Annotated in this window: 7 protein-coding genes; 4 read left to right on the top strand and 3 right to left on the bottom strand. The window is 48.1% G+C overall.

What is annotated here, in order from left to right:
* The first annotated feature begins 4 nt into the window (after positions 1-4).
* Positions 5-1741: an ABC transporter permease subunit gene (locus AB4263_RS09295; RefSeq protein ID WP_372098110.1), complete on the top strand. Its 1737-nt coding sequence runs from the start codon at positions 5-7 to the stop codon at positions 1739-1741.
* A gap of 160 nt (positions 1742-1901) precedes the next feature.
* Positions 1902-2144 (top strand): hypothetical protein, encoded by a 243-nt coding sequence (locus AB4263_RS09290; RefSeq protein WP_372098109.1) that lies wholly within the window; start codon positions 1902-1904, stop codon positions 2142-2144.
* Positions 2145-2265: 121 nt separating this feature from the next.
* On the opposite strand, the gene AB4263_RS09285 is transcribed toward AB4263_RS09290, so the two are convergent.
* From AB4263_RS09285 to AB4263_RS09275, 3 genes are all read right to left on the bottom strand, one after another.
* Positions 2266-5121, bottom strand: coding sequence for an FAD-binding and (Fe-S)-binding domain-containing protein (locus AB4263_RS09285; protein ID WP_372098108.1), 2856 nt, complete (start codon positions 5119-5121; stop codon positions 2266-2268).
* A gap of 160 nt (positions 5122-5281) precedes the next feature.
* A complete protein-coding gene (gene lldD, locus AB4263_RS09280; protein ID WP_372098107.1) occupies positions 5282-6421 on the bottom strand; it encodes an FMN-dependent L-lactate dehydrogenase LldD in 1140 nt (379 codons plus the stop codon).
* A gap of 201 nt (positions 6422-6622) precedes the next feature.
* Complete coding sequence (locus AB4263_RS09275; protein WP_017061561.1) at positions 6623-8317, bottom strand: L-lactate permease; 1695 nt, start codon at positions 8315-8317, stop codon at positions 6623-6625.
* Between the two features lie 247 nt (positions 8318-8564).
* Here AB4263_RS09275 and AB4263_RS09270 point away from each other — a divergent pair, with 247 nt between their 5' ends.
* Together AB4263_RS09270 and AB4263_RS09265 are read left to right on the top strand one after the other, a co-directional pair.
* Positions 8565-9482 carry a LysR family transcriptional regulator gene (locus tag AB4263_RS09270; RefSeq protein WP_136974037.1) on the top strand — a complete coding sequence of 306 codons (918 nt, stop codon included), beginning with the start codon at positions 8565-8567 and terminating at the stop codon, positions 9480-9482.
* An 11-nt stretch (positions 9483-9493) separates the two neighbouring features.
* Entirely contained in the window at positions 9494-11554 is a 2061-nt protein-coding gene (locus AB4263_RS09265; protein WP_372098106.1) for a prolyl oligopeptidase family protein, read from the top strand.
* Positions 11555-11556: the final 2 nt, after the last annotated feature.

Genomic DNA, 11556 nt, shown 5'->3' with positions numbered 1-11556 from the left:
ATAAATGTTATCTGCTGAGACTCTGCGTCGAACTCTATTTATCTTGACGCCTTGGCTATCAAGAATCGCCTCACTGATTGTGGTGGTGATTCTTGTTGGTTTGATGCCTGACATTGCAGGCATCGATCCAAGCCAATCTATTCTGCGGGCTAGGGCGGGGCAACAACACCTGCTTACGCCTGAAGCTTTAGCGGCGGTACGCGCTGATCTTCAGCTTGACCGTTCAGCCATTGAGCGCCTGCTCGACTGGGTAGGAAGTGCTTTTTCAGGTGATCTAGGTGAATCATGGATTGATGGTTCCTCGGTTGCATTAAGCATTCAAAAAACAGCATCTACGTCTCTGTTCTTGATGTCTAGCGCACTTGTGATGACTTTCGTACTGTGTGGTGCAGGCTTACTTGCTACCATACGCAGTTGGAAGAAGGGCAAACTAGGGCAGAGTTACAGCAGTTTAAGCACCGTATTAATATCGTTACCAGAGTATGTGGTGGCCTCGGTATTAATATTGGTGTTCTCTATCTGGTTAGGTTGGCTACCACCGTATGGTTGGCAAGGTTGGCAAGATATCTGGCTACCGAGTTTAGCGCTCGCACTGCCTGCAAGTGGCTTGTTTAGTCGTCTACTCAGAGACAGTTTACAACGCGTTCTCAATGAACCTTGGGTGATCACTTGGCTCAGTGCCAACGTTCATTCCAATCAAATTATTCGCTTTGCGCTGAAAAGAGCGCTGAGCAGTCTGATCCCGCAAATCGCGATGATCGTGATTGGCTTAACTGGTGGCGCAGTCGCGGTTGAGCTTATCTTCTCGATCCCTGGTATCGGGCGCATGATTCTTGGTGCAGCCAAGGCGCAAGACTTACCAACGCTGCAAGGCGGCTTATTGGTGTTGCTGCTATTTTCAATTGCCGTGAGCAGCATGAGCTTGTTTGTTCAGCAATTGATTCTTGGCCACAGCCTGAAAAGCGGCAAGCTCATCAGTAGCCACTCTTCGTTTCGTTTTACCCAGAACCGCGCAAAGCGTGTCACTGCTTTTGCGATCTTCTCTTTCCTAATTGCTATCGTTGTATGGGCTGCATTCCGAGACCCATACACTAGCCAATTCGCACGCTTGGCATCACCGAGTTGGCAAGCACCTTTGGGCGCAGATGGCATTGGTCGAGACCTACTGGCGAGAATCGGCTCGGGCATGGTCTCGACCTTCCAGGCCGGTATTTTGGCAACGTTCTTGAGCTTGGTGACGGGCATCATCATGGGTTTCAACACCCGCTTTAGCCAAGGCCTTATCGAGATCACCAAGGGGATCCCATATATTATCGCAGGCTTGCTTGTTGCAGGTTTAACGGGGATGAATCCGAACAGCGCATTAATCGCGATTGTATTGGTGTCGTGGGCGCCGTTAGCCGCCCACTGCTCAAGCTTGATCGTAGAAGCCAAGGCTCAACCATATACGCACCTCGCGCCATTGTGGGGAACTAGCAAGCTTCGAATCTTCCGTTTCTACTTGCTTCCTTATGTATTGCCACCTTTGCTAAGGCACGCGATGTTGAGGCTGCCAGTAATCACATTGAGCCTGACCTCGCTGAGCTTCATCGGCTTGGGAGCTAAGCCTCCTGCACCTGAATGGGGTTTGATGATTGCAGAAAACTTGCCCTACATTGAACGCGCGCCATTAGCAGTCATGGGCCCAATTGTTGGTCTGATCCTGTTAGGTGCTGCAATTAACATGATGTTTGATGATTAGCGAAAAAGAACAGGCTGCTTAAGTTTTCGACGTGCTATTCGATTGAGTGTTCGATTTGGCATTTATGTTGTAACCTTGAGCCTGTTTTTTTGAATTGGCTTTCGGATCGGTTGTCGATCGGTTTTTAGCTTAGTTAAGTGTTCAGCGTTAAGGATTCAACATGTATCTCGTTTTGTATTGCCACAATATTGGTATGACCGACTTTTCCTTTTTTGAAACGGAAGACTTTGACAAAGAAGAGGGCTATATCGTGCGAGGTAAATGGCCGAATGAGAAAGCGTTTCGTGATTATTTAACTAAAGAGTTTGGTGACATGAATGAGTTCCAAGTGATCGACTTAATCGCCAAAGGCGCAGAAGCAGAACACTACTCGCCAGAAGAGTTGGTGCGCTTAGCTCAGTAGCCGCTAGCTCAGCAATATCTAGCTCGGTAATACGTTTTAAATCGAATAAACAAATGGCAGCCTGATTGGGCTGCCATTTTTCGTTTTAAGCTAGAGCACGTTGCTCGCAGTATGAGTGGATCTACTGCGCCACTTCGTCCACCAAGTACAAGATTGATTGATACGGAATGCCACTGTGGTGTGATAAACCGATCTCACAGGTTCGGCTGTTACTAAAGCCACGAGTGCAGTTGCTCGGCACTTGTTCCTTGAGTGGGTGTACCGCCGCCTCATTCAGCTCTGGTGTAGTGAAGCCTTTGTCACCTGCCCAACCACAACATTGAATATGCTCTGGAACAATCACCTCTTCGGTACACGCTTTAGCAAGGTTTAACATCGCGCCTTCTAAGCCCATTCGACGAGAGCTACACGTGACATGCAGCATCACGGTTTCTTGTAGCGGCTCAAGCGTCAGATGTTCAAGCAAATATTGATTCACAAACCCTGTTGGCTCTAACACCTCTAATGGCTTGGTGAACTGTTCAATACTGCGTTTAGCACATGGGCTGGTATCCATCAATATTGGGTATTCACCCTGACGACTGGCTTGCCATAGCACTTCTTCCAACTGCTGAGCCTTCGACTGTGCTAAGTCGGTCATTCCTTTGCTGTCGTAAGGCATACCACAGCATTGGTCATCTAGCTTCTTCGGAAGAATCACCTCAAATCCCGCTTTGTTGAGCAAAGACATGGTCACTTCAGTTAGAGGACGTTGGTCGCCCGCATCGCTTTGTTGCCCCATGGTTCGACTTGCACAGGAAGGGAGGTAAACCACCTTCTTATGATTGCTTGAGTTTTCTGCCGTCACTGGTGATGAGACTAGCGTGTGACTATTGGATTGCGGCATCTCAGGCATCCAAACCGGCGTCGCGCCTTTGGTGATAGAGCGCAAGCCGTTAGTTAGCTTGCCGACAGTATTTGCGCCTAATACTTTGCTCGCTACTTGGTTGGTTTTGAGGCCAGCCTTGGTGAGTTTTGTAGTGGTCGAGAAATGATCCGCTGTCCACTTAGCGATTGGCGTAAATTTCTCGTACTTGGCAATACGAAGCTTTTTAATCAAATCACCGGTGTTGATTCCCACTGGACAACGTTCGGCACACAGGCCGGTTGCGGCGCAGGTATCAATGCCTTGGTATTCAAAGGTTTTCTCTAGTTCGCTTGCTTCTATCTCTTCACCCGCAGCTCGGCGGCGTTGTAACTCGCGGTACAGCACGATACGTTGGCGTGGCGATAGAGTTAAGGTACGAGACGGACAAACAGGCTCACAGAAGCCACACTCGATACAGCGGTCGACAAGGTCATCGGCAGCAGGCATTGGCTTCAAATTGGTGATGTGTGAATTCGGGTTGTCGTTGATGATAACGCCGGGGTTGAGCAGTCTTTCTGGATCAAACAGCGCTTTGATCTGTTGCATCAAGGCATAGCCGTCTTTGCCCCATTCCAATTCCACATAAGGCGCCATGTTTCGGCCCGTGCCGTGTTCCGCTTTTAGAGAACCTTGGTATTTCACCGCAACCAGCTCGGCAACATCGTCCATGAAACCGCCGTAGCGATCGATTTCTGTTTGACTGTCGAAGCCTTGAGTAAATACAAAGTGCAGGTTGCCTTCGAGGGCGTGACCAAAAATGATCGCTTCGCTGTAGTCGTATTTGTCGAACAGCTCTTGTAGCTCTCGAATACCGTTAGCGAGGTTTTCGACAGGGAAAGCCACGTCTTCGATGATAACGGTTGTGCCAACTTCACGAACGGCTCCAACTGCTGGGAACATGCCTTTTCGGATGCCCCACAGAGTCGCGGCTGTCTTCGGATCGGACGTGAAAGGGACTGATTCAACAATTGCGTATTCAGTCAATGCATCCAAAATTGATTTACATTGTAAATCTAAGTCCAGCTGGGAGCTGGCGTGTGATTCCACCAAAATAGCCGCCGCTTCTAAATCTAGGTTTGGCATAAACGCAGGCATACCCGGTTTATCCGCGACAGAACGTAGCGCCCTGCCATCCATTAACTCAACAGCAGCAACCGGAGTTTTAGATAGCGTAGTCACAGCTTTACTGGCTTGTTCTATGTCAGCAAACACCAACAGAGTCGAGGCTTTGTTTGGATGTTCGATAACGGTGTTGTAGGTGATCTCTGCGATGAAGCCTAGCGTGCCTTCTGAGCCAATCATCAGGTGTTTGATGATCTCAATTGGATCGTGGTAATCGACCAAGGCATTCAGAGCGTAGCCAGTGGTGTTTTTAAGACGGTACTTGTGGCGGATTCTGTCTGCCAGTTCTTGATTTGAGCTAGTCTGTCTGTGTAAATCAATAATGCCTTCAAACAACGTTTTGTGTGACTGCTTGAATAATTCAACGCTAGCACTGTCTGCGGTATCGAGCAGGGTGCCATCGCTCAATACGACTTTCATGCTTTCGACCGTGCGATAGGAGTTCTGCGCAGTACCACAACACATGCCACTGGCGTTGTTCGCGGCAATACCACCAATCTTACAGGTGTTGATAGAGGCTGGGTCTGGGCCGATTTTACGTTGGAAAGGGGCGAGGTATTTGTTGGCATCAGCACCAATCACACCCGGTTGAAGGATAATCTGATTGCCGTTGTCGACGATTTCATGGCCACGCCAGTCGTCGGTCAGAGTAATAAGTACCGAGTCTGAAACGGCTTGGCCTGAAAGGCTGGTACCCGCAGCGCGAAAGGTAAAATGAATGCCCAGTTCGCGACAGCTTTGAATGGTGAATATGACTTCGTCTAAGTTCTTGAGCCTTAGAACCATTTTCGGAACCAAGCGATAGAAACTCGCATCGGTGCCGTAAGCCAATCGCTTTGCCTCTTGCGTGACAATGCGTTCTGTTTCTATTTTTTGAGCCAGTATCGCTTCAAGCTGCTGATAAGCTTGTGCGTCTATTACTCGCTCATGGGATGTGTTTGTCTCCATCTTTGCTTCCTTGTACTTCTTATTTGGCACTGATTTGCTTTTTTGTTTTTTTATTTTATTTTCCAGTGCTTAAACGGTGTCACAACGGTAGTGGAATTGCTGTGACACCGATTGAACTTCAGCCTAAGTAGACCAAAGCATGAGTCTGAATCGTGGAGATTTAATCTAACCCCACCAAAGATTCACGAGTTAAGTCTTTGATTGTCCTCGCGCCTGTTAATGTCATCGCAACGCGCATCTCTTTGTCGTAAAGGTCGAGTAGATTCTCAACGCCGGCTTGTCCTTGCGCTGCTAATGCGTAAACGAAAGAACGGCCAAGCAAGGTGCAGTCTGCGCCCAATGCCATCATTCGAACCACATCCAAGCCAGTACGAATGCCAGAGTCGACCAGAATTTTGGTGTCGCCTTTAACTGCATCAGCAATCGAAGGCAGCGCTTTGGCACTTGATAGAACGCCGTCAAGCTGGCGGCCGCCGTGGTTTGAAACCACAATGCCGTCTGCGCCAAATCTCACCGCATCCTTTGCATCTTCTTCATCAAGAATGCCCTTGATGACCATTGGACCGTCCCAGAAATCACGAATCCACTCTAGATCTTTCCATGAAATCGACGGGTCGAAGTTATCACCTAACCAACCGATGTAGTCTTCCAGCTTGGTAGGAGAACCACGATAAGTAGAGATGTTGCCTAGGTCGTGTGGTTTACCCAGTAAGCCGACATCAACTGCCCAGCTAGGATGACGCATAGATTGGAATACGCGGTGTACTGCTGCATTTGGACCACTCATTCCTGAGTGCATGTCACGGTAGCGAGCGCCGGGTACGGGCATATCCACGGTGAAGACCAGTGTTGTGACGCCAGCGGCTTTAGCGCGTTCAAGAACGTTCTTCATGAAGCCACGGTCTTTTAACACGTAAAGTTGGAACCACATTGGGCGTTCAATCTTAGGTGCAACTTCTTCAATCGGACATACCGACACGGTCGACATGGTAAAAGGGATGCCTTTGTTGTCGGCGGCTTTTGCTGCTTGTACTTCACCGCGTCTTGCGTACATACCCGTTAAACCAACAGGCGCCAGTGCGATTGGCATCGCTAGCTTCTCGCCAAATAGTTCGGTTTCCAAATTTAGGTCCGACATGTCGTTGAGTACGCGTTGTTTTAGCGCAATCTCAGCTAGGTCAGCCGTGTTGCGACGTAGGGTATGTTCTCCGTAAGAGCCACCATCAATGTAGTGGAAAAGAAACGGTGGTAATTTCGCTTTTGCTGCGGCGCGGTAATCAGTCGATGCGGATATGATCATAATTTCAGTCCTAAATTCTTGGGATGTTGCTCTTCTTTGAGAGCTTGGTTTGGGCTGCTTTAATTCGGGAAAATGGCGTTAATACCCATGGGTGTTGATGTGCTCTAGTATCCATCCCGGAACTCATCAACTGTCTTATTAGACGGTGTCGCTGTCGGGGAATTGAGTATTAACGCCAAGTGCTTTTGAACGACTTATGGTTTACATAAGTGCGTCGGTCATTTTGAATCCGTAGATAACCACTAGGCCGATGATGCCTGTCATCACCAAGTAGTAGAACGTTGGAATGATTGTCTTACGTAGGGTTGCACCTTCGCGTCCTAGCAAGCCAACAGTTGCTGATGCCGCTACCACGTTGTGAATCGCAATCATGTTACCTGCTGCTGCACCAACGGCTTGTAGAGCAACAACCACCGCACTAGAGATAGTCAGAGTCTGCGCTACTTCGAATTGGAACTGGCTGAACATCATGTTTGAAACTGTGTTCGAACCTGCAATGAAGGCACCTAACGCACCAACCGTTGCACTCAATGCTGGGAATGCGCTACCAACGAGGTCAGCTGCGAAGTTTGCCGTGGTTACGGGCATACTTGCTAAATCTGCGCCGTTCACACCAGAGTTAATGAAGATACGAACCATTGGGATGGTGAACACCAACACAAAGCCTGCGCCAATCAGAGTCTTGCTCGATTCACCGAAGGCTTTAGCCAGCGGCGTTGCGCTGCGAGATTGCATGAGAACAGCAACCAGCGCGACGAAGACCAAGATACCGCCCGGTAGATACAGAGGCTGAATCGCAGTGCTCACACCGGTTTCACCAAGGATGTTGCTGAACGATAGGCTAACGCTCTTCAGTAGGCCTTTGAATTCAGGGCTCACGCGGCTCGCAACCAAGGTCACCGCTAGCAGCACGTATGGTGCCCATGCCATCGCCATGCTCATCTTCTTATGGCCTTGATTGTTGTCGTCAAGGTCGATTTTCAGAGAACCTAGCCATTCTGCAGGCCACTTGTCTTCGCTCTCAAAATCCCATTTTGATTTTGGTACGAGGAAGCCACGTTTTGCTGCAGTAACCACAATCGCAAGGCCAACCAAACCACCAATCAGTGATGGGAACTCAGCGCCTAGGAAAACACCTGTTAGTGCGTAAGGAATAGTGAAAGCAGCACCTGCGAACAGTGCGAACGGCAGGATATCTAAACCTTCAGTCCAGCTTTTGTTCTTACCGAAGAAGCGAGTCAGCATCATTGCCATCAATACAGGCATCATCACACCAACAGAAGCATGAATTAGCGCAACGCTTGACGTGATTTGTTGTAGATAAGCATCCCATGTTGAGCCATGAGCAATCAGGCTTTCACCGATGTTGTGCGTGTCCAATCCTTTGTTCACACCAACGATGATAGGTGTACCAACCGCGCCGAATGATACTGGCGTAGATTGGATCATCATGCCCATCAGTACCGCAGCCAGCGCAGGGAAGCCGATAGCAACCAGCAGTGGTGCAGCGATGGCAGCTGGTGTGCCGAAGCCAGATGCGCCCTCAATGAATGAACCGAAACACCAAGCAATGATGATTGCTTGAACACGACGGTCAGCGGATATATCAGTGAATCCGTTGCGGATGGTGGTGATAGCTCCGGTGTGTTTCAAAGTGTTTAATAAGAAGATGGCGCCGAACACAATCCAGAGAACCGACACGGTAATGCCGAAGCCTTGGAATACAGAAGCCAGCACGCGAGTGCCAGACATGTCCCAAGCAAGTAGGGCGATAGCAACGGTTAATGCAAATGCCACGGGCATCGCTTTTTTTGCAGGCCAGTTAAGGCCAACCAGCAGAATCGCTGCAACAACTATTGGCGAAAAGGCCAATAATGCTAGTAGAGTTTCACTCATGGGTACTTCCTCGTACTTGTTTTCAAACGTTCATGTTTGAAGTGAATAACACGTCATTAGTTTTGTAGGTGTAATCTGAATCTCGAGGATTCAATTGTTGTAATTAGAGTCGCTTTATTTGTAACCGATGTGATTGCAAAAGCTGTTTTTGTAATTGTTTTGTTAATTTGGCGTGAATTTACCCCTTTATTTTTTATTGATATAGGGAAATAATGAAAATAATTAATTCCAAAATTGGGATAATCAAATGCGAGCAGACGATTTGATCCTGTTTTCACAGGTAGTAGAGCTGGGTAGTTTTAGTAAGGTGGCAGAACAAAATAACCTTACAAATTCGGTAGTTAGTAAGAGAATTGCGCGTTTGGAAGAAGAGATTGGCGTGCAGCTATTATATCGAACCACGCGTAAATTGACGCTTACCGAGGCGGGTAAGGCAATGTTACACGGAGCCAAAAATGTGAAGCAGGCGGCTCAAGAGGCTATGGACGCAGTTTCAGGCTTTGGTGAAAATGTCAGTGGTCATATCAAAATGTCAGTGCCTACTATCTCCGGAGATTTGATTCTGGCAGACGCTGTGGCCGAGTTTTGTAATATGCACCCAGGTTTAACGGTCGATATGTCTCTTAACAATCGATTTGTTGATTTGGTTGAAGATGGTCTCGACTTGGTCATTCGAACCGGTTACTTGGAAGACTCCAGCCTTATTGCCCGTCATATATTGGATTCACAATGGGTGGTGTGCGCTTCGCCGTCTTATATTGCTAAGAACGGTAAGCCGATGCTGCCTAAAGATTTAGTGCAGCACAATTGCTTGCAATACGCCTATCAAACAACGGGTGCTAGCGAATGGCAGTTTCTGCATAGTAAAGATGGCTTTACCGATAACGATAAATACATAGTGCGCGTCTCGGGCTCTTTTTCTACTGATAATGCGACCGCGTTAAGAAAAGCGGCGCTGGGTGGGCATGGTGTGGCGTACGTACCACGTTGTCTGGTTTATCACGACATTCGCAATGGTCAGCTGGTGGATATCTTCCCTGATTTGGTAGGCAAAAAGTTGGGAATTTATGCGGTGTACCCTTTTACTCGCCAGCCACCAAACAAGATTAAGTTATTGATTGAACATATCAGAACGCGCTACTTGACGATTTCTCACTATTTTTAATAAGGATCACGATGAGCTATTTAAAAGAGTATCCATATCCAATCACCAATAAACAGATCGTCAGCGATGACTACTTTGGTCAGATAATCGAAGACCCATATCGTTGGCTAGAAGACGACAGAAGTGACGAGACCGCGAAGTGGGTGGCGAGTCAAAACGCAATCACGTTTGATTACCTCGCTCAAATCCCGTATCGCGCGGAACTGAGAAAGCGACTGGCAAAAGCACAAGACTACAAAAAGAGCTCGCAGCCGTTTGTGCGAGGTGATTATACCTATTTCTATAAGAATGATGGTCTGCAGAACCACAGTATTCTCTATCGTCAGAAAGAGGGGCAACAGGTTGAAGTCTTCCTAGATCCGAATACCTTCTCGGAAGACGGCACCACATCTCTAGGCTCGGTGTCGTTTTCTAAAGACTACAGCTTAGTGGCGTACAGCATTTCTGAAGGTGGTAGCGACTGGCGTAAGATCTTCGTGATTGATACCGAGACTAAACAGCAGCTTGAAGCCGAAATCACTGACGCCAAATTTACTGGTATTTCTTGGTTGGGTAATCGCGGCTTTTATTACTCTAGTTACGACAAGCCAGACGGCAGTGAACTCTCTGCTCGTACTGAGCAACACAAGCTGTACTTCCATGAGTTGGGTACAGAGCAAGCTAGCGACAAAGTTATCTTTGGTGAGAACAACGCTGAGCAGCACCGCTATGTATCAGGCTATACCACCGAAGACGACCGTTACTTGATCATTCTAGGGCGAGAGTCGACATCGGGTAATAGACTGTTCTATATCGATTTAAACTCACCAGAACAACAGCTGAACACGCTGATTGATCATGTGGATAGCGACATTTATCTCATCGATAACCAAGATGAGACCTTCATTCTATATACGAATCTTGATGCGCCTAATGGCAAGGTGGTGAGCTTTGGTACTCGCGATGGGAAATGGCTCGAAATCATCCCTGAAAAGCCACAGCCATTGGATATCAGCACGGGTGGTGGCCACTTGTTTGCTCACTACATGGTGGATGTGGTGTCGAAAATTGAGCAGCTGGATTACCAAGGTAACCTAGTTCGTGAAATTCATTTGCCTGGGCTGGGAACGGCCAGTGGCTTAGGTGGAAAAAACGAGCAAACTCAGCTTTATTACACCTTTACCAACTATGTAACGCCGCCAACGATTTTCTCTTTCGATGTCGAATCAGGCAATTCTGAAATCTACCAACGCTCTGAGTCTCCGTTTGAGTCGGATCAATTTGAGTCTAAACAAGTCTTCTATACCTCGAAGGATGGCACCAAGGTTCCGATGCTTATCTCTTATAAGAAGGGATTAGTGTTAGATGGCAATAATCCAACCATGTTGTACGCCTATGGTGGCTTTAACGTTAGCCTAACGCCTTCTTTCTCGGGCACGGTTGGCAGTTGGCTAGAACTGGGTGGCGTATATGCGGTGCCGAACCTGCGTGGCGGTGGTGAGTATGGTAAGGCGTGGCACAAAGCGGGAACTCAGCAGAAAAAGCAGAATGTCTTTGACGACTTCATTGCTGCTGCCGAGTTCTTAATTGAAGAAAACTACACCAGTAGCGATAAGTTGGCGATTCGCGGCGGTTCTAACGGAGGCTTGCTGGTAGGAGCTTGTATGACACAAAAGCCTGAGCTGTTCCAAGTGGCTCTGCCTGCTGTTGGGGTGTTGGACATGTTGCGTTACCACACATTCACGTCTGGCGAAGGGTGGGCGTACGACTATGGCACATCCGCGCAGAACAGAGAGATGTTCGAATATCTGCTTGGCTATTCTCCGGTTCATAATGTGGTGCGTGGCACGGATTACCCTGCGACATTGGTGACGACCGCTGATCACGATGACCGCGTAGTACCGGCTCACTCTTATAAGTTCATCTCAGAGCTGCAAGATAAGCATGAAGGTAGTGCGCCCGTGATGATTCGTATTGACGTAAATGCAGGGCATGGTGCTGGAATGCCATTGAGTAAAGCGATCGATCTCACTGCAGATATCTACGCATTTACATTGTTCAATATGGGGATTGAGTCCCTAGATTCACTTTAGCG

Origin of the sequence: Vibrio sp. 10N.261.55.C5 (assembly GCF_041470505.1) — a bacterium.
Lineage (GTDB): Bacteria > Pseudomonadota > Gammaproteobacteria > Enterobacterales > Vibrionaceae > Vibrio > Vibrio crassostreae_C.
Note: the sequence above shows the minus strand (reverse complement) of the source record. Positions and strands in the feature narration are given on the sequence as shown.